This window comes from Pseudolabrys sp., from assembly GCF_035943735.1.
GTDB lineage: Bacteria > Pseudomonadota > Alphaproteobacteria > Rhizobiales > Xanthobacteraceae > Pseudolabrys.
The window spans coordinates 46,548-72,324 of sequence record NZ_DASZBV010000028.1 but is presented as its reverse complement, the minus strand read 5'-3'; the positions used below and the strand labels follow the sequence as shown (position 1 = coordinate 72,324).

At 63.9% G+C, this 25,777-nt stretch carries 20 protein-coding genes and 1 pseudogene; 7 read left to right on the top strand and 14 right to left on the bottom strand.

All coding sequences use genetic code 11. From position 1 onward, the window contains the following. From VGV41_RS22955 to VGV41_RS22945, 3 genes are all read right to left on the bottom strand, one after another. A partial coding sequence (locus VGV41_RS22955) for a hypothetical protein (protein ID WP_326866583.1) occupies positions 1 to 284 on the bottom strand: 284 nt, incomplete at its 3' end. Between the two features lie 364 nt (positions 285 to 648). After that, the gene (locus VGV41_RS22950) at positions 649 to 1,554 is read right to left on the bottom strand and encodes a ParB/RepB/Spo0J family partition protein (protein WP_326866580.1); all 906 of its coding nucleotides are present in this window, start codon (positions 1,552 to 1,554) and stop codon (positions 649 to 651) included. 138 nt (positions 1,555 to 1,692) lie between these two features. Then, entirely contained in the window at positions 1,693 to 2,379 is a 687-nt protein-coding gene (locus tag VGV41_RS22945; RefSeq protein WP_326866579.1) for a hypothetical protein, read from the bottom strand. Between the two features lie 120 nt (positions 2,380 to 2,499). Between VGV41_RS22945 and VGV41_RS23040 the strand changes: the two are divergent. Both VGV41_RS23040 and VGV41_RS22940 read left to right on the top strand, forming a co-directional pair. Then, positions 2,500 to 2,652, top strand: a pseudogene (locus VGV41_RS23040) (helix-turn-helix domain-containing protein); the annotation flags it as partial. 20 nt (positions 2,653 to 2,672) lie between these two features. Then, a complete protein-coding gene (locus tag VGV41_RS22940) occupies positions 2,673 to 3,707 on the top strand; it encodes a site-specific integrase (RefSeq protein ID WP_326866578.1) in 1,035 nt (344 codons plus the stop codon). A 112-nt stretch (positions 3,708 to 3,819) separates the two neighbouring features. On the opposite strand, the gene VGV41_RS22935 is transcribed toward VGV41_RS22940, so the two are convergent. Both VGV41_RS22935 and VGV41_RS22930 read right to left on the bottom strand, forming a co-directional pair. Then, complete coding sequence (locus VGV41_RS22935) at positions 3,820 to 4,212, bottom strand: response regulator (RefSeq protein WP_326866577.1); 393 nt, start codon at positions 4,210 to 4,212, stop codon at positions 3,820 to 3,822. A gap of 319 nt (positions 4,213 to 4,531) precedes the next feature. Next, positions 4,532 to 4,936: a cupin domain-containing protein gene (locus VGV41_RS22930; protein WP_326866576.1), complete on the bottom strand. Its 405-nt coding sequence runs from the start codon at positions 4,934 to 4,936 to the stop codon at positions 4,532 to 4,534. 79 nt (positions 4,937 to 5,015) lie between these two features. Here VGV41_RS22930 and VGV41_RS22925 point away from each other — a divergent pair, with 79 nt between their 5' ends. Beyond that, a complete protein-coding gene (locus tag VGV41_RS22925; RefSeq protein ID WP_326866575.1) occupies positions 5,016 to 5,963 on the top strand; it encodes an acetamidase/formamidase family protein in 948 nt (315 codons plus the stop codon). 3 nt (positions 5,964 to 5,966) lie between these two features. On the opposite strand, the gene VGV41_RS22920 is transcribed toward VGV41_RS22925, so the two are convergent. From VGV41_RS22920 to VGV41_RS22895, 6 genes are all read right to left on the bottom strand, one after another. Next, a complete protein-coding gene (locus VGV41_RS22920) occupies positions 5,967 to 7,781 on the bottom strand; it encodes a CocE/NonD family hydrolase (RefSeq protein WP_326866574.1) in 1,815 nt (604 codons plus the stop codon). Positions 7,782 to 7,811: 30 nt separating this feature from the next. Next, positions 7,812 to 9,566 (bottom strand): CocE/NonD family hydrolase, encoded by a 1,755-nt coding sequence (locus tag VGV41_RS22915; protein WP_326866573.1) that lies wholly within the window; start codon positions 9,564 to 9,566, stop codon positions 7,812 to 7,814. Between the two features lie 42 nt (positions 9,567 to 9,608). Further along, a complete protein-coding gene (locus tag VGV41_RS22910) occupies positions 9,609 to 10,706 on the bottom strand; it encodes an ABC transporter ATP-binding protein (RefSeq protein WP_326866572.1) in 1,098 nt (365 codons plus the stop codon). A 3-nt stretch (positions 10,707 to 10,709) separates the two neighbouring features. After that, on the bottom strand, positions 10,710 to 11,591 hold the full coding sequence (locus VGV41_RS22905) for a carbohydrate ABC transporter permease (RefSeq protein WP_326866571.1): 882 nt from the start codon (positions 11,589 to 11,591) through the stop codon (positions 10,710 to 10,712). Between the two features lies 1 nt (position 11,592). Beyond that, entirely contained in the window at positions 11,593 to 12,582 is a 990-nt protein-coding gene (locus VGV41_RS22900) for a sugar ABC transporter permease (protein WP_326866570.1), read from the bottom strand. A 77-nt stretch (positions 12,583 to 12,659) separates the two neighbouring features. Further along, positions 12,660 to 14,102, bottom strand: coding sequence for an extracellular solute-binding protein (locus tag VGV41_RS22895; RefSeq protein WP_326866569.1), 1,443 nt, complete (start codon positions 14,100 to 14,102; stop codon positions 12,660 to 12,662). 458 nt (positions 14,103 to 14,560) lie between these two features. Here VGV41_RS22895 and VGV41_RS22890 point away from each other — a divergent pair, with 458 nt between their 5' ends. The 3 genes from VGV41_RS22890 to VGV41_RS22880 are packed head-to-tail and all read left to right on the top strand — an operon-like array spanning position 14,561 to position 18,930. Then, the gene (locus VGV41_RS22890) at positions 14,561 to 15,412 is read left to right on the top strand and encodes an aldo/keto reductase (RefSeq protein ID WP_326866568.1); all 852 of its coding nucleotides are present in this window, start codon (positions 14,561 to 14,563) and stop codon (positions 15,410 to 15,412) included. 17 nt (positions 15,413 to 15,429) lie between these two features. Further along, positions 15,430 to 16,599, top strand: a complete 1,170-nt coding sequence (locus tag VGV41_RS22885; RefSeq protein ID WP_326866567.1) for a serine hydrolase domain-containing protein — start codon at positions 15,430 to 15,432, stop codon at positions 16,597 to 16,599. A 12-nt stretch (positions 16,600 to 16,611) separates the two neighbouring features. Next, complete coding sequence (locus tag VGV41_RS22880) at positions 16,612 to 18,930, top strand: amidase family protein (protein WP_326866566.1); 2,319 nt, start codon at positions 16,612 to 16,614, stop codon at positions 18,928 to 18,930. On the opposite strand, the gene VGV41_RS22875 is transcribed toward VGV41_RS22880, so the two are convergent. Together VGV41_RS22875 and VGV41_RS22870 are read right to left on the bottom strand one after the other, a co-directional pair. Beyond that, positions 18,927 to 21,122, bottom strand: a complete 2,196-nt coding sequence (locus tag VGV41_RS22875; protein WP_326866565.1) for a putative bifunctional diguanylate cyclase/phosphodiesterase — start codon at positions 21,120 to 21,122, stop codon at positions 18,927 to 18,929. The two genes, VGV41_RS22880 and VGV41_RS22875, sit on opposite strands and share 4 nt — an antisense overlap. Positions 21,123 to 21,285: 163 nt before the next feature. Beyond that, the gene (locus VGV41_RS22870; RefSeq protein WP_326866563.1) at positions 21,286 to 22,998 is read right to left on the bottom strand and encodes a dihydroxy-acid dehydratase; all 1,713 of its coding nucleotides are present in this window, start codon (positions 22,996 to 22,998) and stop codon (positions 21,286 to 21,288) included. Positions 22,999 to 23,287: 289 nt separating this feature from the next. On the opposite strand from VGV41_RS22870, the gene hemA reads away from it, so the two are divergent. Then, the gene (hemA, locus tag VGV41_RS22865) at positions 23,288 to 24,517 is read left to right on the top strand and encodes a 5-aminolevulinate synthase (protein WP_326866562.1); all 1,230 of its coding nucleotides are present in this window, start codon (positions 23,288 to 23,290) and stop codon (positions 24,515 to 24,517) included. A gap of 3 nt (positions 24,518 to 24,520) precedes the next feature. Here the strand turns inward: hemA and VGV41_RS22860 are convergent, their stop codons facing one another. Next, a complete protein-coding gene (locus VGV41_RS22860) occupies positions 24,521 to 25,630 on the bottom strand; it encodes an AbrB family transcriptional regulator (protein ID WP_326866561.1) in 1,110 nt (369 codons plus the stop codon). Between the last annotated feature and the right edge of the window lie 147 nt (positions 25,631 to 25,777).

Here is a 25,777-nt window from a genome sequence, read left to right as displayed (position 1 = left end):
AAGGCGACGGCCACCGCACCTTGGTCCAGCGCCTTCCGCCAGCCTACACCGGCCTCGTTGTATTCGATGAACGACGGCAACAACTGACGGAGCCAGACTCGCTTCGAATGGGCATTCGTGAGCTTGAACGCTCCTCTATTCTCGAAGCTGAGAAAATCATGGACCGTCCTCTCCAGCTTCTGGCGTCCCTCGTGAAGCTCAACTGAATGATAAACGGCCTTCAAATATTCCTCATCGTACTTGTCCGCGCTATCGAAGGCGCTGCTCCTTGACTTCTTACGCATATGAAAATCTCACTAATTCGCTGATAAAAGCCATTTACATGCTGAAAAATTAGCGATTGGCCAAAATCGATGTTTGAGGCTCTAACTTACTAGTTTGAGCCTGCAACTCGCAATATTGGCCGTATGAATGTGTGTAATACAGTGCGGCCGATTTGCTCGCTGAGCCAAGCTAGAGAAATGTGGCTGCGGTCCACCGATGAGAAGGTGAGAGATACATTCGGGATGCGCGCCACCCCCGTGCACCTTCGGTGACCGCCGAGCTCGGCACTGTCGCACCGGCGATGGAGCGCCCGGCAAGAAAAAGGGTAGGCAAAATGCCTACCCTTAAGCCTTCAGCTAGAGAACTAGGTGAGCCGAAATCAATCTACAGCTCCACTGACTCACCGCTGAACATCACCTCGCGAACGAACTTTCGCTGGTCTTCTGCAGTCGCCGCTTCCCACGCCACCCGAAGGTCATCGGCCAGCTCCCACCCATTGAGAAGGTCGCTGTAGGGCTGCGGATCGTCATCCCAGCCCCCATGATCCACCTTGTCGGGCCTGGTGACCGCATCGGGATTCCTGACCTTGGCGGCCTGAGCTGACTTGGCTGCCTTCTTCGGCTTCTCGGCGCCTGCCTTTCTCCTAGCGACAATCTTTTTGGCGTGCTCCACCTGATCCTCCGGATCAAGCTTGGCCACCTCCAGTTTGACCGACTGGATCGTGTCGAGACCGGCTGCCTTAAGAACGGCCTTCGCATCCTCGGTGATCGCATCAGCTTTGATCATGCTACGAACGGCCTTTGCGGACTTGCCGGTCAAACGCGCTAGTTTGCTGATCCCCTTGTCGTGCGGCTGAGCATTCGGCTTGCCCTTGGTGTCGGCGGCCTTCAACAATGCCCATTCCGTATGCTGCCGGTCGCGCTCGAAGCCATCGAGCTCCTTCCGGTGAAGGTTTTCCGTAATCCGACGCTGTTCGTTACGCTTCGTATTGCGTTTGACCACGGCGACGGGGATAGGCTCAACAGCCAGTTCGCGCAACGCGGCCAACCGATGCTGGCCGGCCACAAGGACCCATTTATTTTTGGCATCGCTGTAAAACACCGTGAGCGGGTAGAGAAGTCCAATTTCAGCAATCGACTCCTTTAGCTCGTTTACGGTGTTCGCATCCAGCCTCCTAAGCCCTTTAGGAACTACGATGTCCTTGGGATTAACGTATTTGATTTCTAGCGTCTGCGTCTTTTGGATTGTAGCGCGGCGCTTTTTGGATGCAGATTTAGATGATGACTTCATATTTGCTCTGGAGTGCGCGGGCAGTGACGGCCCCGCGCGAACCACCTACCCACCATTGGGCAGGTGACTTTTCCATCGCAGGTCTCAGAGGTGCCGAACCTGTCAGTCAGGAGCAGCTTGCGACAACTCGGCATTCAGTTATGGTGCATCGCACACGAATTTTAGTGTTTCCTCCTCGACGAACGGATAGCCGATGTACGGAAACTGGCAGCGAGCCTGTTCTGCAGCTGCGATAACGTGGGACGCTAATTGATTATTCAATAGAAGAGCCAAAAAGCCGTCCGGCATTTCGTCCTCGGCCAGTGTAGCCAGCCGAGACGAGAATTCCGCTAAATTCTCGTCCATTGCATATGCGAGATGCACAATAGGCTTCGCAGGCTTCCAATAACGAGCCTCAATTGTGCTCGCCGTACCGTCGCTTTTGTTTGTTGCCCGCGCCATATTCAAAGCACAATTCTGAATTGTGGCCGCAAAATCGCCCACACGCGCGCCGCGGTTTGGAGTCTCTAACCCGAGAAGCTGAGGCTTGAGGAAATATCGCCCGACCAACAAATGATTCCGGGATTTGGCGAATCCTCTCTTGAACGTGGCCGCCGCGGGCCCTTCAGTGATGAACTCGAAGAATGCATCAACTGTCTGCTTGCCTTCCCAATCTGGATCGAGCTCTGAGCGATAAGCTGCCAAGGCAATTTGCATGCTGCGACTAAATCGAAGCCGCTCTGAATTTTCCATCGCGTCTGGATAGGCGATGTATGAGAATATATCGGAGATTGCTTCGGCGAAGCCGCCTCGATGTACCGGGATCTCAATCACTTCGCGCGGCATCTTGGCCTCAAAGCATTCAATGACAGAAGTTGTCACAAGCTGATATGACCTGACAGTTCTGAGGGCGTCGCCTGCCTGTAAGCCGTGGTGACCCGCCATGCAAGGCCAAGGCGCCCCCTTATGAAGGAACAACCTCCGATCCAATTGTATGGTCTGGAAGAGGTCGCCGAACGGTTTCGCGTGAGCCGCCGCACGCTCCAGACTCATATTCGGCGATACCCCTACTACCGCACTCTTGGTCGTCGTAAACTGTTCACCGAGGCCGATATTCACCGCCTTTACGAGGCTTTGCCATGCCCCTCAAACTCGTCGCACGCCACGGCAGTCCCAATTGGTACATGCGCGGTACCATCCGCGGCGTCTCTGTGGACGAAAGCACAGGCACTTCTGACCGAAGAGCCGCGGAAGCATTCCGAGCGAGGCGCGAGTGGGAGATCCTCCAGGCGACCGTCTTCGGGCGGAAAACCACGGCAACGTTCCTAGAAGCCGCAGTCTCTTACATGGAGGCGGGAGGTGAGCGTAAGTATCTGAAGCCGCTGCTCGATGAAATTGGCAGTCTCGCGTTGGCGCAGATCGACCAAACGGTCATCGACCAGACCGCAAAGGTTATCTACCCAGCGCGCGCGAATTCAACGCTCAATCGCCAAGTTTATACGCCCATCTCCGCAGTCATGAAGCACGCTTCGGCGCGCGGTCTTTGCGAGCAACGGCAAATTGAACGGCCTAAGCAGCCTCGTGGGCGCGTTCGATGGCTTACGCCTGCCGAGGCAGATAGGTTGATCGAGGCGAGTAGTGCTCATCTGAAGCCGCTGGTGATCTTCCTTCTATACACAGGCGCTCGCGCTTCAGAAGCCCTGTACCTCATGTGGCGGCAGATCGACCTGAACCGGGCTGAAGTTCAGTTCCTGGACACCAAAAATGACGAGCCGCGAGGCGTCCCTCTTCACCCCCGTGTAATCGCCGCACTGACTGGCCTCAAGCACCGCGATGGCGCGGTGTTCAGAAGGCCCGATGGTCGGCCTTACGCGCCCAAGGACAACGGCGGAGGACAGATCAAGACCGCGTTCAACGGCGCGTGCCGTCGCGCCGGTATTAGTGACTTTTCACCGCACGACTGCAGACATACCTGGGCCACTTGGCACTACGCGGCGAACCGGGATTTGCCATCCTTGATGAAGCTTGGCGGCTGGAAAAGCGAAAGAATGGTGCTGCGATACGCGCACGTAAACGTGGCGCACTTGGCCCAATCCATCGCGGCCCTGCCCTGGGGAAATCAAGGGGAGCAGCCTGGGCCGACCCAGAAAACTAAAGCCGAATCAGTTGCATAGATTTGCCTCGTCCATCCCTTGGTAAGGGGGAGGTCGAGTGTTCAATCCACTCCGGCAGCACCATTTCCGCGACAGTGCCCGAACCCACTGCCGACTACCCGGCTGCCGACCACTATTCGCCGAATGTCTCGTGCAACTTCCGGTCCAGAATCTCGGCCGTGAAGGGCTTGAGGATATAGATGTCGGCAATTCCGCCTTCGGTATCGGAAACCGTTTTGGCGATGCTGTAGCGGTTCGAACTGGTCAGGATGGTGGGCATCCGTGCAATTTCTTTTTCGGCCCAGATCATTTTGATTAAATCCGGTCCTGAAATCGGATTCATCTCGAGATCGGTCAGAAGAAGGCCGTAGGGCTTCGACTTGAGCTTGGAAATGGCATCGAGCGCTTCGGTCGCATGCTCGACCTCGGCAAAACCGATCTGCCGGAGAACGCGCGACATGATCTCGCACATCGTGCGGGAGTCATCGACGACCAGCGCCGGCAGAGTCCGATCCGGAGATTTCATCGAAGATCTCGCTCGCAAATTGAAAACAGGCAGTGCCCACCGGTCGGCGCATTAGCCAGAAGCTTCGTGGCGGGCGATATCGGCATTAATTCGGGCCACGTCTCTGAGGCGTAGCACGTGACAATACAACCGACCGGCTTAAGGAATTACCACCACCCTATGTCTGCCAACTTCGCATTCGTAAGATTCCACGAGGCGGATAAAACATGTGTATTGGCAACAGCTTACGCCTAACGATGCAGCGGCATCGCGGCGAGCGGAGCTTCCAGCCAGACCGGCCTCGTCCCGCATCCGGTCAGACGTGTGTTTGCGCTGCCGGTCACCCCACCGGGTGCTGCTTGTAATACGCGGCGTCCTCGGCCGACTGCGTCCAGCCCGGGTTGTTGCGCCAGGCGACGTGCCGCGACAGCATGTCGTCGCCATAACGCACGCGGAAGAGAAGCGTGCGCGTCGCACCGTTCTCGTATTCGTGCACTTCGCCGGGCGGGTGCACGATGAAGGCGCCTGGCGTCACCGGCACGGTGCGGTCGGGCGTGCGCATAGTGCCGCCACCGGAAAAGCAGAAATAGATCTCGGTCGCGTGCGGATGGCAGTGATTGGGGCTGACCTGCCCCGGCTCCCAGCAGGCGACGGTGAAGTCGCCGTCGGCTTCGGTGCCGAGGATCTTCTCGACGTGGTGCTTCGGATTCCACTCCTGCTCGCGCTCGAGACTGAAGACGTGCATCGCTCTGGCCTCCCCTGAAAGTTTTGCCCTAGTCTAGCCGCCGGCCCGCCGCGCAACAGGGGGCGTCCGGAGGTGTCCGATGAGCACTGCCATCCCGCGTGTCGAGGCCGGCCCGGACACCGTCCACTGGGGTTATTTCAGCGCGGCGCTCAAGCCGGTGCTCACCGTCGACAGCGGCGCGCGCGTGACGATGTCCTCGGTGTCGGGCACGCCCGACCTGCTGCCGCCGCCGCCCTTCACGATTCCGCCGGCACTGCCGGCCATCCACGCCGCCAACGCCGGGCAGCGTTTCTTCGGCCATATGTGCACCGGCCCCGTCGCCGTGCGCGGCGCAAAGGCCGGGCACGTGCTGCAGGTCGACATCGAGGCGATCGAACTGCATTACGACTGGGCCTATACCGCCGTGCGGCCGCTCGCCGGCGCGCTGCCCGACGAGTTTCCCGAATTCCGTCTCCTCCATCTCGCCCTCGATAAGACGCGCATGGTCGGCCGCATGCCCTGGGGCCAGGAGATCCCGCTCCGGCCCTTCTTCGGCGTGATGGCGGTGGCGCCGCCGCCGGCCTGGGGCACGATCCCGACGCCCCCGCCGCGTCGCAACGGCGGCAACATGGACAACAAGGAGCTCGTCGCCGGCACCACGCTGTACCTGCCGGTGTTCAACGACGGCGCGCGGTTCTCGGTCGGCGACGGCCACGGCGCGCAGGGCGACGGCGAGGTCTGCATCAACGCGATCGAGACCGGCCTCATCGGTACGTTCCGCCTCACCGTGCGAGAGGACCTGCGACTTGAGTGGCCGCGCGCCGAGACGCCGACGCACGTCATCACCATGGGCTTCGATCCCGATCTCGACGAATGCGCCAAGATCGCGCTGCGACAGATGATCGACCTCATCGCCAGCCGCACCGGGCTCGACCGCTACCAGGCTTATGCGCTGGCCAGCCTCACGGCCGACCTGCGCATTACGCAGGTGGTGAACGGCGCCAAGGGCGTGCATTGCATGCTCGAGAAGCGTTACCTGACGCGCTGAGCTCTATCTCCGCTTCTTTTTCGTGGCGCCGCGTGCCGGCTTCGCCGCTTTCGCTTTGGCCGGCGCCGCCTTGCGCGGCGGGATGATCGGCAGCAACACGAAATTGTCGCGGCCGCCGCCGAGATGCAGCGTGGTCTTGCCGCCGTAGATCGAGATCGGCCGGTCGCGCGGGTCGTTGTGCAGGAACGGCCCGTTGCCAGTGAACTCGTTTTTCATGTTCGACAGCTTGCCGCCCGAGCCGCCCGGATACACGTAATCGCAGCCGCGCACGCTCAATGCGACGCGATAGCCCTTCGGCACGACGATGCAGGTCGGCACGATCTCGATATCGAGCTCGTAGACCTCGCCCGCCTTCAGCGGCTGCTTCTCGTCGTGCGTATGATACGGCCGGAACGGCAGCGTCAGCTTCTTGTCGAGCTTGCGATGCGAGGCGCGCAGCCAGCCCTGCCCGATCGGCGTGTGCGGATCGAGGGCGCCCTGGAAGGTGACCTCCTTCATGTCCGGCGAGAACACGCGCAGCACCAGGAAGAGGTCGGCGTCCTCGGTCGACGACGACACCTGCAGCTTGGCCGCGACCGGCCCGGTGATTTCGGTCTCCTCGGCCAGCGGTTCGGTGAGGAAGGTGGCGCCGTCGCTCAGGGCGTCGAAGGTGACCTTGCTCGCGTTCTTGTCGGGCGAGGTTTCGAGGCGGTGGCCGTCGGCCGTGAGATGAAATTTGGTCCACTGCGTCGACGGCAGCGGCCAGGCGTCCTCGTGGCGGATGACGAAGCGCTCGCCGGGGTGGCGCACGTTGAGCTGCACCTTCGGCTGCTTGTCCCAGCCGTTCTTCTCACCCTTGAGGAAGTAGCCGAAGAAGCGCCTCTGCAGGTCGACGCCGTAGTCCGTATAATAATGCGTCCAGTGCTCGATGCCGTGCACCTCGAGCCATTTCTGCTTCGACGCGGCGCGGAAGAAGCCTTCATAGTTGCCGCGCGGATGCAGCGGCTGGCCGCCCCAGTTCGCCGCCGACAACATCGGTACCTTCACCTTCGACCAGTCGGGCGCCATCGCCTTATAATAGTCGTCGTCGAACGGATGGCCGAACAGCACCTTGCCCATGTCGTAACGGTTGGCGCCCATCTCCTCTTCGGTGAGCGTCTCCGGTCCCGACACCCAGTCGCCGTTCATGCGGCTGCGATGACCCTTGTGGCCCAGACCGTACTGCACGGTCTTCACCTGCATGTCGTACCAGTTCTGGGCGAAGGTGTTGTAGATGCCGCCATTGTGGCTGAGCTCGCGGTAGAAATCGGCGAAGCCCTCCCACACGCAGATGGCGGCGAGATGCTTCGGCTGCAGGCTCGCCACCTGCCACTGGTTGATGGCGTAATAGGAGATGCCGGAGAGGCCGACCTTGCCGTTCGACCACGGCTGCACGCCGCACCATTCGACGCAGTTGGCGAAGTCCCTGGTCTCACGCGGCGACCAGTGCTCGACGTAACCGGGCGAACGGCCGCAGCCTCGTGAATCGACGCGCACGACGACATAGCCGTCCGGCACCCACTTCTCCGGATCGCAGACTTCCCAGCTCTGATATTTGTTGCTCGAGCCGGCCATCACATCCGGCTGCTTCTCTTCCATGCGCTTCCAGGCGGTCTTGTAGCCGTCCTCGAAATGCAGCCACTTGCCGTAGGGGCCGTGGCTGAGGATCACCGGATAGCGGCCCTTCTTGAGCGGGCGGAAGATGTCGCAGCGCAGGACGAGCCCGTCGTCCATCTCGATCGGCATGTCCCAATCGATGCGCATGCCGTCGCGGATCTCGCTGACCTCACGATAACTCATGTGTCGTGCTCCAATGACTTTTGCGCGCGGCTATTTGGTCGGGATGACGGGCAGCAGCAGGTAGGCCTGCCGATCCGGTCCGGTGTGCAGCATCACGTCGCCGCCGAAGACGGACGGCGGCCGGTCCCGCGGATCGTCGTGCAGGAAGGGACCGCAGCCGGTCCACACCTTGCCGAGCGTCTCGACGCCGGCGCCCGGCTCACCCGGGAAGACGTAATCCTTGCCGCGCACCGACAGCGCAATCCGGTGCCCCTTCGGCACGGCGATGCAGGTCGGCCAGACCTCGACGTCGACCTCGTAGACCTCGCCGGGCTTGAGCTTCTGCTCCTCGTCGTGCGTGTGATAGGGCCGGTAGGGCAGCGTCAGCTTCTTATCGAGCTTGCGGTGCGAGCAGCGTAGCCAGCCCTGCGCAATCGGCGTGTGCGCATCGAGCGCGCCCTGGAAGGTGACCTCCTTGAGGTCGGGCGTGAAGACGCGCACGACCAGGAACAGGTCGGCGTCTTCGGTCGCCGACGACACCCACAATTTGGCGGCGATCGGCCCAGTGATCTCGGTGTCCGCTTCAAGCGGCCCGGTGAGGAAGGTGACGCCGTCGCTTAAGCCCGCATAGGTGACCGCGCCGGCCTTCGTCTGCGGCGACTGCGACATCGTCATGCCGCCGGGCTCGATATAGAACTTGGTCCACTGCGTACGCGCCAGCGGCCATTCGCTCTCGTGCCGCTCGACGAATTTCTCGCCGGGATGACGCACCTGCAGTTGCACCTTCGGCTGCTTGCCCCAGCCGGTGTCCTCGCCTTTGAGGAAATGGCCGAAGAAGCGCTTCTGCAGGTCGACGCCGTAATTCGTGTAGAAATGCGTCCAGTGCTCGATGCCGTGCACCTCGAGCCACTTGTTGTCGGAGGCGGCGCGCACGAAGCCTTCGAAGTTGCCGCGCGGGTGCAGCCCCTGCCCGCCCCAGTTGGCCGTCGACAGCAGCGGCACCTTGACCTTGTTCCAGTCGGGCATGCGCGACTGCCAGTACTCGTCGGTGTCGAGCTTGCGCGAGAGGCAGTCCTCGTAAAAGTCGCGGCGGTTCCTGCCGAGCTCTTCCTCGGTGAGCGTCTCGGGTCCCGACACCCAGTCGCCGTTCATGCGGCTCTTGAAGCCGCGCGTGCCGCGGCCGTTCTGCACGGTGTAGACCTGCGCCCGCGACCAGTCCTGCACGAAGCCGCGGCAGAAGATGCCGCCGTGATGCGCCATGTCGCGGTAGAAGTCGGCGGCGCCCTCCCACGTGCAGATCGCGGCGAGGTGCTTCGGCTGCAGCGCCGCCGCCTGCCACTGGTTCTCGGCGTAATAGGAGATACCATTGAGGCCGACCTTGCCGTTCGACCACGGCTGTACGCCGGCCCAGTCGACGCATTGCGCCAGGTCCTGCGCCTCGCGCAGCGACCAGATGTCGATGACACCGGGCGAACGGCCGGCGCCGCGCGAGTCGACGCGAATGCAGACATAGCCGTCCGGCACCCATTTCTCCGGGTCGACCACCTCCCAGTTCTGATATTTGTTAGTCGAGCCGGTCGGCACGTCCGGCTGGTCGGCGCACATGCGCCGCCACTGGTCGGTGTAGAGGTCCTCGAAGTGCAGCCACTTGCCGTAGGGACCGTAGGTCATGATGACCGGGTACTTGCCGTCGGCGACCGGCCGGTAGACGTCGCAGCGCAGGACGATGCCGTCCTCCATCGGGATCGGCATGTCCCAATCGATGCGCATGCCGTCACGAATTTCGCTCTTCTCGCGATAATCCATCACTCGCCCCTACCTGTACTGACTGTCATTTCAGGATGATGATCAGGCGTGCTGCGGCCCGAGCCGGCGCCCGTCCGCGCCGAACAGATGCAGCCGCTCCGGATCGAAGCAGAGCGAGAGCGGCGCACCGACCTGCACCTCCGCCATGGCCAGGCCCTCGCTGATAGCGACGAAGGCCCGCTCGCTGCCGGCGTCAAAATAGAGCAGCGTGTCGCGGCCGAGCGGCTCAACCAACCGCACCGGCAGCGAAGCCGCCTGCGGCGCGCCGCCATTGCCGCCGACGGCGACGTGCTCTGGGCGGATGCCGAGCGTGACGGCACCGGGCTTCACGTCCTTGAAACGGCCGGGCAGCGCCACGTTGAAATTCGCCGAGCGGAAGCGCGCGCCGGCGCCGTCCTGCACGATCTCACCGGCGACGAGGTTCATCGACGGCGAGCCGAAGAAGTCGGCGACAAAATAGCTCACCGGATTGGCATAGATGTCCATCGGCGAGCCGACCTGCTCCACCTCGCCGGCGCGCATCACGACGATGCGGTCGGCGAGCGTCATCGCCTCTTCCTGATCGTGGGTGACGTAGATGAAGGTGCGGTTGAGCGCCTGATGCAGGCGGTCGCATTCCGCGCGCAATTCGCGGCGCAACTTGGCGTCGAGGCTCGACAGCGGTTCATCGAGCAGGAAGGTCGACGGGTTGGTGACGAGCGTGCGCGCCAGCGCGATGCGCTGCGACTCGCCGCCCGAGCACTGTCCCGGCATCTTGCCGAGCAGATGCGTGATGCGCACCATTTCGGCCACGTCCTGCACGCGCTTGACGCGCTCGGCCTGCGGCACCTTCTTCATGCGCAGGCCGAACTCGATGTTCTGAGCGACGTTCTTGTGCGGAAACAGCGCGTGGCTCTGGAACACCATGCCGAGCCCGCGGTCGCGCGGCTCGAGATCGTTCACCACCTTGCCACCGATGCGAATTTCGCCCGAGGTTGGATCCTCGAAGCCGGCGATCATGCGCAGGGTCGTGGTCTTGCCGCAGCCGGAGGGGCCGACGAAGACGACGAACTCGCCGTCCTCGATGTTCATCGTGAGGTCCTTGACGGCGGCCACCGCGCCGAACGACTTGTGCAGGTTGACGAGCTCGATACGCGCCACCGTCTATCTCCGTACCATTCCGAAACTGAATCCGCGCGCCAGATGCTTGCGGATGATCAGGCCGACGATCATCAAGGGGATCGTGATGCCGACCGCGAGCGCCGCCTGGCGGCCGTAGACGCGGCCTTCGGTCGAACCCTGGTATTTCGAGAGCTCGATCGGCAACGTCGACACCTGCGTCTTGGTAAGGATCAGCGCCAGCAGGTATTCGCTCCAGGTCAGGATCAGGATGAATAGGAAGGTCGCGACCAAGCCGGAGCGGATCAGCGGCAGCACCACCTCGAAGATCGTGCGCCAGCGCGAGGCTCCGAGAATCGCCGCTGCCTGCTCGACCTCGAGCGGCACCTCGTCGATGAAGCTCTTGGTCATCCACACGGCATAGGGCAGCGTGGTGAGGAAATAGACCAGGATAAGCCCGGTGCGCGTGTCGAGCAGCCCGAGCGCCGAATAATAGAGCGACAGCGGGGCGACGACGACGATCGGCGGGATCATGCGCAACATCAAAAGCTGAAACATGCGCGCTTCCGACAGGATCCGATATCGCGAAACGCCGTAGGCGAGGATCGCGCCGAACACGACCGACAGGAAGGTCGAGGTCGTGGCGATCACCGTCGAGTTCCACAGCGACAGCAGCGGCTTCTGCGACGAGATCGCATATTGCGTCCCGGCATATTGCTGCGCGCCGAACCAGACGTTCATGTAGTTGGAGAGCGTCGGCGGGCTCGGCCAGTAGACCGGCGGCCACGAAAACCACTGATAGTCCGGCTTGAACGAGGTGATGACCATCCAGTAGATCGGGAATGCCGCCGTGATCCCCCAGAAGATGAGGACCGCGTAGCGGATTGCCGAGGTGACCCGGCGGCGCTGCGTCTTGGTCATCGCCATATTACGCCTTCGCCCCCTGCTCCTCGCCGGCCGCGTACATCTGGTCGAGCGCGCGCTTCTCACGGCGCAGCAGATGAATTGCGATCAGCACGATCACCACCATCAGCACCATGACGATGTACGACATGGCCGCGCCCTTGGAGATTTCGAAGTACTGCCAAGTGGTCATGAAGATGTAGACCGGCAACGTCTCGGTCGAGGAGCCCGGCCCGCCCTGGAACAGCGCCCAGGTCTTGGGGAATTCAGCCATCGCCTCGAGGAAACGCAGCACCAGCGCCAGCAGTATGACCGGCCGCAGCAGCGGCACCTGCACTTCCCAGAAGATGCGCCACTTCGAGGCGCCGAGAATTTCCGCCGCCTCGATCGGCTCCTTCGGGATCGCCGCCAGACCCGCGAGCATGATGATGAAAGAGAATGGCGTCCAGTTCCAGATTTCCAGCAACGCGCAGGTCAGCAACGCGATATGCGGATCGGTCAGCCAGGACACCTGGAAATTGACGTGCAGGATATGCGAGATCAGGTCGTTGATGGGCCCGCTGCGGTAGAGCAGCATCTCGGCTGTATAGGCGACGACCACCGGCACGGTGAGCATCGGCAGGATGAAGACGATGTAGAAGAAGGCCTGGCCGCGGAACGGCTTGTACATCAGGTAGGCGAGCAGGAAGCCGAAGACGAAGCAGCCGATCGTCGATCCGGTGGCGAAAGCGAGCGAGCGCAGGATGGCCCAGCCGAAGCGCGGGTCGGTCAGCACGTCGCGGAACACGTCGAGGCCGACGTAGTCCGCATCCCACCACGAGCTGAGATAGACGGTCCATTGATGGACCGAGAAATACAACTGCAGCAGCAGCACCGGCGTCAGCACGAACAGAAACAGCGCTGCCATCGGCAGGAGCAGCGTCAGCTTGAATCGCTTGATCGCACGGGCGCGCGATACGGCGCGGGATGCCACAGCAGCCCGCGCGTCAGTGCTCGGCATTGTCGTGACGGCCATTCCTCATCTCCAGTGGGCGCCGGGCGGGCCATACACGGCCCGCCCCGATCGCCCGATGGACGACGTTTCTGTTTGCCTCAGGTGGGGACCGCCAGCTTGGGCATCGCGGCCTTGTAGCTGGCGAGGTCTTTCTTCAATTTGCTGCGCCCGATACGCCCGATGATCTTGTTCCATTCGTTCTCGGTGTTCTTGAGCACATCCTTGGCGGACAACTGACCGACATAGGCCTCGGACAGGTTCTTGCCGAGCGCGTCCTGGAATTCGAGGAAGCCGGTCAGGTAGATCGGCGGACAGACGACCTCGAAGTTCTTCTTGATCGCGTTGATGCCTTCCTGGGTATAGGCGTCGATCACCGGCGGCGCCGCGAAGTGCGCGTTCGACCAGGCATCGTTGAACGCGTTCACCGGGTCGGACACGATCGGGATCGAATTCTTGCCCGAGCCCAGCCACAGCGCGAGATACGCCGCCTGCGCCTTGCGCGGCGAATACTTGTTGATGAGGATCGCGGCCAGCGGCGACGAGATCGACCGATGCACCATCTTGCCGGTGAATTTCGACCCCGGCACGACGCTGTAATAGAATTCACCGACCGTCTTCGACTGCTTCGGATTCTTGATCGTCTTGCAGGTGCCGTCCCAGTACTGGCAGCTCACCACATGCCCCTGCGCGATACGGGGGATCATCTGCGGCGTGCCCCAGTTCGCCGCTTCGGGATGGTTGACCTTCTTGTCCTGGAGATAGATGTCGACCGCATACTGGCCGGCCGGCGTGTTCAGCGTCGGCTTCATGTCGTCGTCGAACGGGAAGCCGCCGGCACTGTAGAAGGTCATGTACCACCAGGTCACGCCGTTGGCGCGGTTGCGCAGGTTGCCCGAGCCGTACAGATCCTTCGACGGATCCATCAGGAACTCCTGCAGGCGCAGGTTTTCTTCCCAGGTCTCCGGCAATTTCAGTTCGGTGCCGAACTTGTCGGCGAAGCGCTTCTTGTTGTCCGGATTGTCGATCAGATCCTTGCGCGTGTACTGGATATGAACGTTGCCGTCGGTCGGCACGCCGTAGGTGTGCCCGTCGTACTTCATGAAGTTGTCGTATCCGGCCACGACGTCGAAATGGAACCCGGAGTTCTTGATGTACTCGTCGAGCGGCTCGAGATAGCCGGACGAAGCGAGCGACGGGATCATGTTCGAATCGATGTGGATGAAGTCAAACTGCGGCGATCGCGACAGCGCCTCCGCCATGGCGCGCTGCGGTGCGTCGAAGATCGAGATGTCCTGTACGCCGCCGATGCCGATACCGGTCGCCTTGGTGAACTCGGCGATCACGGGCTGCATCGGCACGAAATAAGGCGACCAGATCATGCCGTTGACGTTCGCCGCGCCGACCTTTTTCGCGGCGGCGATCGTGTTCTCCTCCATCGTCGCGGCTTGCGCGAACGGCGTCGTGCCCGGAACGAAATTCGCCACCGTCAGGCCGAGACCGCCTTCGACGAACGCGCGCCGCGAGATATCGAACTTACCCATGACGTCCTCCCTGTCGGCCTTTGCGGCCATGCTGACGAGTGCGTACGCAAACAAAAACGGCCCGTCTCGGTGAGAGCAGGCCGTCTGTTGGCGCCGTGGTGACGATGATGTTGGGCGGGCAATGTCTGCCGTGGCCGCTACGGCTGCATTGCAGCCGAGGCCAGCCAGTCACGTCGCATGTGTCGGGAGTCATCACAAACCCTCCCCGCTTGGCCGCAACACCGAGCGCGGTTGCGTCGATACGGCCAATAACACTTCGGCGTTTTCAGTCCCTTGGTCCGCACTCTGATGGCGCGGTGTTATCGATCTTATGTGGAAGCCTTGCTGTCCGCAACACACGCGTCGATCGCGAATTATCTGCAATGCGAGAATCGCGCGCTTGCGCGCGCCTCTTGCGGAGCCCGCTTATTCGGTCATCATCGGCGAAACGTCCGGCGATCTGCCCACGAGGTTTCACGATGGAAAAACTGCGAGCGCCCACGATTTCAGCGCATGGTGCAGTCATGCCGGTCATTGGCTACGGCACGATGGAATTGCCGCAGCGGCCGGCCGAACTCGTCGCCGCAGCCATCGCCGCCGGCTATCGCGCCATCGACACCGCGCGCAAGTACGGCACCGAACAGTTCGTCGGCGAAGGCATCCGCGCCAGCAAGATCGCGCGCAGCGAACTGTTCGTCACCACCAAGGTGACGGAAGAGAACGCGCGCGAAGCCGACTTCATGCGTTCGATCGAAACCAGCCTGAAGACGCTCGGTCTCGATTACGTCGACTTGCTGCTGGTGCATTGGCCACAGCCAAAAGTGCCGTTCAAGGAGACCTTGGGCGCGCTCGCGAAAGCAAAGCGGCAGGGCATGACGCGGCACATCGGGGTGTCGAACTTCACGCTGGCGATGCTCGACGAGGCGGTGAGCCTCTGCCCTGAGCCGCTCGTCACCAACCAGGTCGAGTATCACGCCTACCTGCCGCAGGACCGCATGCTGGCGGCGCTGAAGCGGCACGGCATGATCCTGACCGCCTACTGCCCGGTCGCGCGCGGACAACTGCTGACCGATCCGGTCGTGATCGAGATTGCCAAAGCGCACAACAAGACGCCGGCGCAAGTTTCCCTGCGCTGGCTGGTGCAGCAGCCGGGCGTCGCGGCGGTACCGCGCGCGCTCGAGGAACGGCATATCGTCGAAAATCTCGACATCTTCGGCTTCACGCTCAGCGACGACGAGATGCGCCGCCTGTCGGCCTTGCGCAAACGGCAGGTGAGGATCGCCGACCCGCCGGAACGCGCACCGAAATGGGACGTGGAAACCGTGGCGTAGCGAACAGGGAGGTTGCGATGGACGAGATCGTCAGGGACATTCCCATCAACGGTCACTGCGCCCCGGAATTCGCTGCGGTCCGCGACGCCTTCGTCGACAACTTCCAGCGCCGCGGCGAGATCGGCGCCGCTGTCTGCGTTTACAAAGACCGGCAGAAGGTCGTCGACCTCTGGGGCGGGCACAAGGATCTCGCGCGCAAGGAGCCTTGGGCCGAGGACACCATCGTCATCCAGAACTCGCTGGCGAAGAGCATGTGCGCGGTCTCGATGCACATCCTCATCGACCGCGGCAAGGTCGACTTCGACGCGCCGGTCGCCGATTACTGGCCGGAGTTCGCGCAGGCGGGCAAGGCGGGCGTGCTCATCCGGCACATCCTCTCGCATACTTGCGGCGTCATCTATTGCGACCGCGCCACGCCCGGCTCCTGGTTCCGCTGGGACGAGCACATCAAGGCGCTCGAGCAGCAGGAGCCGGCCTGGGTGCCAGGCACCTTCGGCGCCTACAACTCGATCAATATCGGCTACCTGCTCGGCGAGGTGATCCGTCGCGTCACCGGCGATACGCCGGGCCAGTTCCTGCGCAAGAACGTCACCGGCACGCTCGGCGCCGACTACAATATCGGCCTGACGCCGGACGAGATCGCGCGCGTCAGCGACATGCACGAGAATCCGAAGAACACCTTCTTCCATATCTCGTCCGATGCCTCGACGCCGCTCGGCCGCGCCTTCAAGTCGGCGCCGCAGGTGCCCTACTTCCAGAACATGCGCGAGATCCGCGAGATCGAGGTGCCGTCCTTCGGCGGCCACGGCAATGCGCGGGCGATGGCACGCGTCTACGCGATGCTCGCCGGCGACGGTGAGATCGACGGCGTGCGCATCCTCTCGCCCGGCGCGGTCGAGCGCACGCGCTGGCTCGTCTGGGAGCGCGACTGCATCATGACGCGGCGGCCGCTGCGCATGGGCTTCGGCTTCATGCACAACGAAACCGAGACGGTGCCGATGGGCAGGAACATGGCCTCCTACGGTCACACCGGCACCGGCGGCGCCTTCGCCTGGTGCGACCGCGACCGCCGCATGTCGTTCGCCTACTGCACCAACTTCCAGCGCGAGGGCCCGGGCATCGGCGCGCGCGGCGCGGTGCTGGCGCTCGCCGCCGGCGGCGGATCGAAGCCGTCGTGGCTGAACTAACGAAAGATGGACATGGACGCGGTCACCAAAAGCAAATTCCGCCTCGAAGAGGCGACGATCGCCGACCTGCATGATGCGATCCGCTCCGGCGAGACGACCTGCGTCGGCGTGGTCGAGCACTATCTCGCGCGTATCCGGTCGTTCAACGGCGTGTCCAGCATGCTGGTCACCGCGGACGGCGCGGCGGTGCCGCAGGCGCCGGGCGCGGTCCGCGGCCAGGCGCCGCTCACCTTTCCGACGCGGACGCTGAAGGCCTCCGACCTCCTACCCGACCTCGATCGCTACAAAGGCGCGCCGCTGGAATTCGGCCGCATGGAGCCGACCGCGTCCGATCCGTCGGTGTCACAGCAATACGGCATGATCGTCGGCATCCCCAACGCCGGCCAGGTCAACGCGCTTGCGACGCTCAACATCCGCGGCGAGCGTTCCGTCACCTGTAAGGGCGACTTCGACCGCCATCCCTCTCTTGGGCCGTTGCCGAAGGGCGCGCCGCCGGTCTGCGAATACTTCCGTCAGTTGCCGGACGCGCTCGAGCAGGCCGCCGCGCTCGACAAGCAATACGGCCGCAGTCCCGATCTCGCGAAGCTGCCGATGTACGGCGTCGTGTTCTCGTTCAAGGATTCGTTCGACACCAAGGACATGCGTTCGACCGGCGGCGCCGACGCGCGCTACGACATGGATGCGCCCGCGCGCGACCACGTGCTGGTCGATCAGTTGCGCAAGAAGGGCGCGATCATCTTCGCCAAGGCGGTGTGCACCGAATACAACGGCCGCGGCGGCGGCGATCCCGGCGGCCGGCACAAGCCGGACCGGATGCTGCCGTCGACCATCGGCTATCAGCGCACGTCGTGGGGCGGCAATCCATCGAACCCCTACGACACCACGCGCTCGGCCTCGCTCGGCTCGAGCTCGGGCTCGGCGCTGTCGGTGAGCGTCAACTTCGTCATGGCCAGCCTCGGCGAGGAGACGCGCGCTTCCTGCCGCGGCCCGTCGAACCACAACGCCGTGGCGCTGATTCTGCCGCACAAGGCGATGCTCGGCTTCGACGGCGGTGCCATCGGCGCCGACATCTATTGCGACCGCAGCGGCGTGCATTGCCGCACCATCGCCGACTGCGCCAAGGTGCTCGATGCGCTGAAGGACGCCGACAACGGCTACTACGATCCGCGGGACATCTACACCACGGTGCCGCGCACTTCGGTGCTGCCGGACGGCTATGCGCGTCACGCGACGCACTCGGGCGCCGCCGGATCACTCAAGGGCATGCGAATCGGCGTGATCCGCGAGTCGATGGTCCATAAACCGGGATCGAAGACCGAGCAGCCGATCGTCGAGGCCGCGGCGAAGGAAATCAAAACAATGCTCGGCGCGCATCTCGGCGCGACTTTAGTCGAGTCAGGCCATCGCTGGTGGACGCCCGATCCGGACGTCGAGCGCATGCGCGTCGATTACCGGCGCGCGCTGGCGCAGCTCGTGCCGGTGTTCATGCCGGACATCCTGTTCCGCCTCGGCAAGGACGGGCAGCCTCTGTTCGCCGAGTTCGCCGCGGCGATCGTGCGCACCGAATTCCAGCCGGGCAAATTCTTCGGCAGCGGCACGATGCAGCCGATGGACTATCTCGTCGGGCTGGCCGAAGGCACCATCGAGCCGCCGGCGAATTTCGATCTCGCCACAATCCAGCAGCAGGAACTGGCGCCAACCTTCCGCTTCCACATCTCGCAATACCTGGTGCGCCGCGCCGCCGACTGGCGCGCGCAGGGCTTCGGCGAAAGTCTCGACAGTTGGACCGCGCTCAATGCGCGCTCGAAATTCTGGGGTGACGACCAGCGCGCCGCCTTCAGGAACTGGGAGGAGATCGCCGACCCGCGCAATCCTTTGGGCGAACGGCAGGGCGTCAACGAGCGCATCATGCTGCGCGAGCTGTTACGTCGCGCCGACATGATGGTCATTCTCGAAAACAAGCTCGACGCGTTGGTGCGGCTGCACACGCCGTTCCCGCCGGCCTTGATCGGCGGCGCCGGCCAGCCCGGACTGCCGAGCAACCTCACATTGGAGTCGCTGAGCGGGCCGAACGCCGGTCTGACCGAAGTGCTGATCCCGGCCGGTTACGTCAGCACCGCTTACGATCCGGTGTTCACCTTGAGCGCCGACGGCCGGCGCTACGACTACACGCCGTCCGACAAGGCCACGCCACTCGCCGAGCCGGGACTGCCGTTCTCGCTCGTCTTCCGCGTCGAGCCGGGCAAGGAGGATGTGGTGCTGCAAATCGCGTCGGCCTACGAGAACGCGAGCCGCCGGCGCATTCCACCGCCGGCCTTTCCGCCGCTCTAGCCGGCGGCGCGCGCCGGCTTCGCCTCCGGCGGGCGGCCGACGACGTCACCGTATTCGCGGATCGGCATCGGCCGGCCGATATAGTAGCCCTGAATGCCGTCGCACGATTCATCGGCGAGGAAGCGAAGCTGCTGTTCGGTCTCGACGCCCTCGGCGAGGACGGGCAGCGACAATTCGCGGCCGAGCGCGATCACCGCGCGCACGATGGTCGCCGATTGCGAGCACCGGTCGACCTTGCTGATGAAGCCCTTGTCGATCTTGATCTTGTCGAAGGGGAACGCCTGCAGATACGAGAGCGACGAATAGCCGGTTCCGAAATCGTCCATGGCGATGCGCACGCCGAGATTCTTCAGGCGGCGCAGGATGCCGACGGCATGATCGAGATCGTCGATCAGCACGCTCTCCGTGATCTCGAGCTCGAGCCGCGCCGCCGGCAGGCCCGTCTGCAGCAGCACTTCGTGCACGAGCTTCGGCAGGTCGCCGTGCTGGAACTGCACCGGCGAGAGATTGACGGCGACGCTGAGGTCGTTCGGCCACGAGGCCGCCTCTTCGCAAGCGCGGCGCAGGATCCATTCGCCGATCTCGATGATTGCGCCGCTCTCCTCCGCGATGGGGATGAAGCGGCCCGGCGGCACGATGCCGCGCGCGGGGTGATGCCAGCGCGCGAGCGCCTCGAAGCCGACGATGCTGCCATCCATGCGCGCCTGCGGCTGGTAATGAATATCGATCTCGCCGCGAGAGATCGCGAGCCGCAGGTCCTGCTGCAGCGCGCGCTCTTCGCGCAACTGCCGGTCGGTCTCCGGCTCGAAGAAGCGGATCGAGCCGCGCGCGTGCTCCTTCGCGTGCTCCAGCGCGACATCGGCGTTCGCCACCAGCGCGGCGCCGTCGCCGCCGTCGTGCGGATAGATCGCGATGCCGATGCTGACGCCGGCCTTCAAGGTGTATCCGTTGGCCTCGATCGCGGGGTTGAACGCGGCGACGATACGTTCGCCGAATGCCATGGCCGCTTGCGGCTGCGGTCCCTCCGGCGCGATGACCGCGAACTCGTCGCCGCCGACGCGCGCGAGGAAAGCGCCATTGCAAGCCTTGCCCGCGCGCTCGGCGACCAGACGCAGGATGGCATCGCCGGTTTCCTGGCCGTAGACGTCGTTGATGGTCTTGAACCCGTCGACGTCGAACATCAGCAGCGCGCAAGTTGAGGCCTTCGCGGCGGCGGCCGCGATCCCTTCGTCGAGACGTTCGTTGAACGCCGCCCGGTTCGGCAGGTCGGTGAGCAGATCGTGATGCGACAGATGCTCGATCTGCTGCTCGTGCCGCTTTCGCTCGGTGAGATCGCGGATGACGGTGATGAGATATTTCGGCGTGCCGTCCTCGCCCATCACGGGCAGACGGGCGGTATTGACGATACGGCTGCCGTTGCCGGGCGTCACCACCACGTGCTCGTCGAGCACGGCGACCTGGCCGGTCGCGATCAGCTTACGTTCCTCGGCATCGATCACGGAGATCGACGCCTCGTCCGGCATCACCTCTGCCAGGCTCTTGCCCAACATCGCCTCGCGGCCTACGCCCAGATATTTCTCGGCGGCGCGATTGATGAAGCGGTAGCGCAAGGCCGGAACGTCCTTGACGATGATCGGCGACGGCACGTTCTCGATGATCATGTCGAGGAAGTTGCGCGTGTGCTCCAACTCGCGGCCGGCCCGGCGGCGCTCGGTGATGTCCTCGTGCGTGGCGACCCAGCCGCCGTTCGGCATCGGCTGATTGACGACGGCCATGACGCGGCCGTCATTGAGCTCGATCTCCAGGATGAAGCTGCGGCCCTCGCCGAGCGCTTCGTACAATTTCTTGATGTAGCCGTCGGGATCGAGCGGGAACGTTCCCGCGGCGATGCGGGCATTGAGCAGGTCGCGGCTGCTGCAGCCGACCCAGATCGTGCCGGGACCGAACTTGTACATGTCGACGTAGCGCTGGTTCCACATCACCAGCCGGTCGTCGGCATCGAACATGCAAAGGCCCTGCACCATGTTGTTCAGGGCGCCTTCGAGCAGCAGGTGCTCTTTGAGCAGCTTGCGGCCGCTGCGCCGGGCGGAGGCGATGCCGGCCGCACAGACACTTACCGCGACGAGAACCGCGCCGGCGGCAAGGCCTGTGGTCGCATCGAGCCCAGATCCGAAACCGAGAACCCCCAGCATGGTGCCCGCCGCCGCTATATCTGCCTGCAAGCAGAATGACAGGGACAGCCTAGGGCTCTTGTCCTCGACACGCGTTAATGTCTGTGGCCCGCGCGCCGCAATCGGCGGTTAGAGCTACAAATTTGTAAATTTTTTACGGTACTGAGATGCCGTCACCGGCATCTCAGCTTTTCGGTCCTTTCAAAAAGGCAAAATCGCAGCCCTGATCCGCGCCAAGAACTTCCCGCGCATAGAGATTGGCGTAACCACGTACCGGAGCCGGCTCCGCCTGCGCCCTTGCCGCCGCGCGTTTCTTGAGCTCGGCATCGTCGACCAGGAGATCGATGCGGCGCTCCTTCACCGACAGCTTGATGCGGTCGCCGTTGCGCACGAGGCCGAGGATGCCGCCTGAGGCCGAATCCGGCGTCACGTGCAGCACGATGGTGCCGAAGGCCGTGCCGCTCATGCGCGCGTCGGAGACGCGCACCATGTCCTTGACGCCGGCCATGGCGAGCTTCTTCGGAATCGGCAGATAGCCGGCTTCCGGCATGGCCGAGGCCGAGTGCGGACCGGCGTTCTGCAGCACTAGGATGTCCTGCGCGGTGACGTCGAGCGCGGGATCGTCGATGCGCGCCGCCAGATCCTCGAGCGAAGAGAACACCACCGCACGCGCCTCGTGCTCGAACAGGCTGGGGTCGGCCGCCGAGCGCTTCAGGATCGCGCCCTGCGGCGCCAGATTGCCGAACAGCGCCACGAGCCCGCCCTGCGGCTCGAGCGGCTTTCCGCGCTCGGCGACGATGGTGCGGTCGACCCAGTCGTCGCCCTCGCCTTCATGCGCCAGCCGCTCGCCGAGCGTCTCGCCGGTGACGGTTATGGCGTCGAGATGCAGCAGGTCCTTCAATTCGCGCAGCAGCGCGCCAACGCCGCCGGCGGCGAAGAAGTCCTCCATGTAGCCGTTGCCGACCGGTTTGAGGTTCACCAGTACCGGCGTCGTGTCGGAGAGCTCGTTGAGCCGTTCCAGCGAGACCGGCACGCCGGCGCGGCCGGCGATGGCGGTCAGGTGGATGACGGCATTGGTCGAGCCGCCGATGGCGAGCAGCACGCGCAGCGCATTCTCGACCGACTTCCGATTGATGATGCGGTCGGGCGTGAGCTGCGAGCCGATCATGCGCACGGCGAGCGCGCCGCTCGCCTCCGCCGCGCGCAGGCGGTCGGCGTGAACGGCGGGGATGGCGGCCGTGCCCGGCAGGCACATGCCGAGCGCCTCGGCGATGCAGGCCATGGTCGAAGCGGTGCCCATCACCGCGCAGCTGCCAGCCGTGGTGGCGAGCCGGCTCTCGACGACGTGGATCTCATCGTCGCTGACCTTGCCGGCGCGATACATGGCCCAGAAGCGGCGGCAGTCGGTGCAGGCGCCGAGCCGCTCGCCGTGATGTCGGCCGGTCATCATCGGACCGCCGATCAGCATCACCGTCGGCTTCGCTGCCGACACCGCGCCCATCAGTTGCGCGGGCACCGTCTTGTCGCAGCCGCCCATCAGCACCACCGCGTCCATCGGCTGGGCGCGGATCATCTCCTCGGTATCCATCGACATCAGGTTGCGGAATTTCAGGCTGGTGGGATTGAGGAAGACCTCGCCCAGCGAAATGGTGGGGAATTCGAGCGGCAAGGCGCCGGCGGCGAGCACGCCGCGCTTCACCGCCTGCAGCAATTCCGGAAAGTGGCGGTGGCAGTTGTTGAAGCCGGACGGAGTATAGGCGATGCCGACCACCGGTTTCTTCAGCATGTCGAGCGAATAGCCCATCGATTGCGCGAAGGAGCGGCGGAGATAGAGCGAAAAATCGCGGTCTCCGTAATTGGTGAGGCCGTTGGCGATGCCGGTCGATTTGTCGCTCATTCTGCCGCTCTCGTTTTGGCTGGGCTGGGATGCGGAACGGTGGGTGCTCAGCAATAGCCTGCCCGCGCCGGGCAGTACATGGCCGCGGCTACCCGGTGGCCATCGTCGCATGATAGGCCGAATTGCCGCAGCGGATCGGGTTGCGAACCCGTGCCGGTTGGGGAGCTTCTGCGGCGCCGTTGACGTTCGTCAATACACCGGACCGGAACCAAGCCAATCTCCGCCTCGACAAACCCCCTGGAAGGCTTCTAAAAAGGGCTCCGGCCGCGGGGCGGGAAAGTAAAGGCGCATGAACTACAACGAGTTTTTCGCATCGGCGCTGAACGCCTTGAGGGACGAGCGTCGCTACCGAGTGTTTGCCGACCTCGAGCGCATTGCCGGCCGGTTCCCACATGCCGTCTGGCATTCGCCGCAGGGCGCGCGCGAGGTGGTGATCTGGTGCTCCAACGACTACCTGGGGATGGCACAGCACCCGAAGGTGGTCGGCGCCATGACCGAAACCGCGGCGCGCATGGGCACCGGCGCCGGCGGTACCCGCAACATCGCCGGCACCAATCATCCCTTGGTCGAGCTGGAGCGTGAGCTCGCCGACCTGCACAACAAGCCGGCCGCGCTGCTGTTCACCTCGGGCTACGTCTCCAACCAGACCGGCATCCCGACCATCGCCCGGCTGCTGCCGAACTGCCTGATCCTGTCGGATGCGCTCAACCACAATTCGATGATCGAGGGCGTGCGCCAATCCGGCTGCGAGAAGCAGATCTGGCGGCACAACGATCTCGCCCATCTCGAACAGCTGCTGAAGGCCGCCGATCGTAACCGGCCAAAGCTGGTCGCCTTCGAAAGCCTTTACTCGATGGACGGCGACGTCGCGCCGGTGCACGCGATCTGCGATCTCGCCGAACGCTACAACGCCATGACCTATGTCGACGAGGTGCACGCGGTCGGCATGTACGGCGCGCGCGGCGGCGGCATCTGCGACCGCGACAATGCCATGCAACGCGTCGACGTGATCGAGGGCACTCTCGCGAAGGCGTTCGGCTGCCTCGGCGGCTACATCGCCGGCTCCGCCGAGATGGTGGACGCCGTGCGCTCCTACGCCCCGGGCTTCATCTTCACTACCGCACTGCCGCCGGCGATCTGCGCCGCCGCCGCCGCCGCCATCAAGCACCTGAAGTCGTCAAGCTGGGAGCGTGAGCGCCATCAGGACCGCGCCGCGCGCGTCAAGGCGGTGCTCAACGCCGCCCGCCTGCCGGTGATGCCGTCGTCGACGCATATCGTGCCGGTGCTGGTCGGCGATCCGGAGAAATGCAAGCTTGCGAGCGACATGCTGCTCGACGAGCACGGCATCTACATCCAGCCGATCAACTATCCCACCGTGCCGCGCGGCATGGAGCGGCTGCGCATCACGCCGTCGCCCTATCATGACGACGCGCTGGTCGACCGCCTCGCCGAGGCGCTGGTCGACGTGTGGGAAAAGCTGCAATTGCCGCGCAAGCCGCTCGCGCTGGCGGCGGAATAACTTTCACTCGTCCAACGGCGCCTGCATCGCTTCGGGCACCGCCGTGCCCGCAGCCGGTTTCGCCTTGCCCGCCTCGCGCCGCACCATGAAGGGCGTCGCCAGCGCGACGAAGAAGATCCGCACGACGTGATGCGCGCCGACGAACACCGGATCGAGATGCAGCGCGAGCGCCAGCAGCATCATGGCGTCGACCGAGCCCGGCGCGAAGGCCACCATGACCTCCGGCACCGGCAGCGACATCAGTTCGATGACGATCGTGCCAAACACCGATGCGATCGTCACCGCGACGGCGATGGAGCCGAACGCCGCGCCGATATAGTTCATGAACAGGCGCATCGGCATATTCGTGAAGCGGGCGCCGATGACGGCGCCGAGCAGGATCGCCGCCGTATTGGTCGCCCACCACGGCAGAATGAAATGGACGACATCGGTGCCGTGCAGGGCGCCGGAGGCGAACATCGCGCCGAACAGGAGTCCGCCAGGAAAGCGCAGCCGATGGAAGATGAGGGCGCCGATGACAGCCGCGACGGACAGGATGGCGAACTCATCCAGGCTCGCGAGGGTCAGCGGCGAGCCGACCGGCCGCGACGCGTGCGAGGCCAGTCCGAGCAGCGACAGCCCCGACGGCAGGCCGACGGCGACGATGACCACGCGCATGCTCTGCACGATGGCGATCGCGCGCACGTCACTCGCCACTTCCGCCGCCACCGCGAGCACCTGCGACATGCCGCCGGGCGCGGAGGCGAGATAGGCCGAGACGCAGTCCCAGCCGTGCACGATTTGCAGATAGAGCGCGCAGGCGATGCCCACACAGGCCATCGCCACCAGCAGGATGGCGATGCTCACCGGATATTTCGCCATGCCTTGCAGCATCTGCGGCGTCATCACCGAGCCGAGCGATACGCCGAGCAGCACGAAGATAGTGCGCACGATCGACGCCGGGATCAGCATCGGCCGGCCCGCCAGTGCCGCGCCCGCCACCGCCAGGATGGAGCCGGAGAGATAGCCCCCTGGAACTCCGGTCAGCCCGACGCCGAGCCCGCCGGCGACGGCGATCAGCAGCGTCTCGGCGAGGCGCTCGATGAGAACGGCAAGGCTTTTGTCTGTGGGCAAGGGGGAAACTTTCGCGGGCGCGCGATCAATGCCGCGCGCCGGGCACTCCGTCAAATCGCGGTGTGCGCAATCGGCTATATTGGACCGGCGGGCAAAACTGTGCTGATTTAAAGGATCAAACGGCGGCCCGGGACCGTCCGGTCCGGC

Coding starts and splice junctions, on each gene's coding strand:
- VGV41_RS22950 (WP_326866580.1), bottom strand. CDS start 1,554: ATGAAGTCATCATCTAAATCTGCATCCAAAAAGCGCCGCGCTACAATC.
- VGV41_RS22945 (WP_326866579.1), bottom strand. CDS start 2,379: ATGCCGCGCGAAGTGATTGAGATCCCGGTACATCGAGGCGGCTTCGCC.
- VGV41_RS22940 (WP_326866578.1), top strand. CDS start 2,673: ATGCCCCTCAAACTCGTCGCACGCCACGGCAGTCCCAATTGGTACATG.
- VGV41_RS22935 (WP_326866577.1), bottom strand. CDS start 4,212: ATGAAATCTCCGGATCGGACTCTGCCGGCGCTGGTCGTCGATGACTCC.
- VGV41_RS22930 (WP_326866576.1), bottom strand. CDS start 4,936: ATGCACGTCTTCAGTCTCGAGCGCGAGCAGGAGTGGAATCCGAAGCAC.
- VGV41_RS22925 (WP_326866575.1), top strand. CDS start 5,016: ATGAGCACTGCCATCCCGCGTGTCGAGGCCGGCCCGGACACCGTCCAC.
- VGV41_RS22920 (WP_326866574.1), bottom strand. CDS start 7,781: ATGAGTTATCGTGAGGTCAGCGAGATCCGCGACGGCATGCGCATCGAT.
- VGV41_RS22915 (WP_326866573.1), bottom strand. CDS start 9,566: ATGGATTATCGCGAGAAGAGCGAAATTCGTGACGGCATGCGCATCGAT.
- VGV41_RS22905 (WP_326866571.1), bottom strand. CDS start 11,591: ATGGCGATGACCAAGACGCAGCGCCGCCGGGTCACCTCGGCAATCCGC.
- VGV41_RS22900 (WP_326866570.1), bottom strand. CDS start 12,582: ATGGCCGTCACGACAATGCCGAGCACTGACGCGCGGGCTGCTGTGGCA.
- VGV41_RS22895 (WP_326866569.1), bottom strand. CDS start 14,102: ATGGGTAAGTTCGATATCTCGCGGCGCGCGTTCGTCGAAGGCGGTCTC.
- VGV41_RS22890 (WP_326866568.1), top strand. CDS start 14,561: ATGGAAAAACTGCGAGCGCCCACGATTTCAGCGCATGGTGCAGTCATG.
- VGV41_RS22885 (WP_326866567.1), top strand. CDS start 15,430: ATGGACGAGATCGTCAGGGACATTCCCATCAACGGTCACTGCGCCCCG.
- VGV41_RS22880 (WP_326866566.1), top strand. CDS start 16,612: ATGGACGCGGTCACCAAAAGCAAATTCCGCCTCGAAGAGGCGACGATC.
- VGV41_RS22875 (WP_326866565.1), bottom strand. CDS start 21,122: ATGCTGGGGGTTCTCGGTTTCGGATCTGGGCTCGATGCGACCACAGGC.
- VGV41_RS22870 (WP_326866563.1), bottom strand. CDS start 22,998: ATGAGCGACAAATCGACCGGCATCGCCAACGGCCTCACCAATTACGGA.
- hemA (WP_326866562.1), top strand. CDS start 23,288: ATGAACTACAACGAGTTTTTCGCATCGGCGCTGAACGCCTTGAGGGAC.